Annotated in this window: 1 protein-coding gene; it reads left to right on the top strand. The window is 68.1% G+C overall.

What is annotated here, in order from left to right; translation table 11 throughout:
* Window positions 1-174 precede the first annotated feature (174 nt).
* The gene (locus tag A9X03_RS04560) at window positions 175-663 is read left to right on the top strand and encodes a glutathione peroxidase (RefSeq protein WP_068259881.1); all 489 of its coding nucleotides are present in this window, start codon (window positions 175-177) and stop codon (window positions 661-663) included.
* Window positions 664-730: the final 67 nt, after the last annotated feature.

Below are 730 nucleotides of genomic sequence, written 5' to 3'. Positions count from 1 at the left end.
GCGGAACCTGGGGGTCACGATCAACACCGTCAAGTGGTACCTCAAGGGCATCTACATCAAGCTGGGCGCTACCAGGCGCGGGGAATCGGTCTCCGAGGCCAGGCGGCGACACCTGTTGCCCTAGTTGCGCCTCGGGTCTGGCTGCTGTCGCCGCCTTCGGTTAGCGTCGTCGGCGTGACCCTCAAAGACATCCCCCTGACCACCCTCGACGGCCGGCCGACCACGCTGGCCGAATTGGCCGACGGCGCGACGCTGGTTGTCAACGTCGCCTCCAAGTGCGGGTTGACTCCGCAATACACGGCGCTGGAGAAGCTCGCCGAGGACTACGGCGAGCGCGGCCTGACCGTCGTCGGCGTCCCCTGCAACCAGTTCATGGGCCAGGAGCCGGGCACGGCCGAGGAGATCCAGGAGTTCTGTTCGACGACGTACGGCGTGACGTTCCCGCTGCTGGCCAAGACCGAGGTGAACGGCGACGATCGTCACCCGCTCTACGCCGAGCTGACCAAGGCCGCCGATTCCGCCGGCGAGGCCGGCGACATCCAGTGGAATTTCGAGAAGTTCCTGATCGCACCCGACGGTCAGGTGGTGCAGCGGTTCCGGCCCCGCACCGCGCCCGACGCCCCCGAGGTCATCAGCGCCATCGAGGCGGTGCTGGCGCGCTAGGCGGGCCAGGCAGATCGGCTTCGCCTGCGGGCCTGGCCGGACGTGAAACCACGGACCACCGTCGGGT

The organism is Mycobacterium sp. E1715, from assembly GCF_001667625.1.
GTDB lineage: Bacteria > Actinomycetota > Actinomycetes > Mycobacteriales > Mycobacteriaceae > Mycobacterium.
The sequence above is the reverse complement of the archived record's forward strand: the minus strand, read 5'-3'. Positions and strand labels throughout refer to the sequence as shown.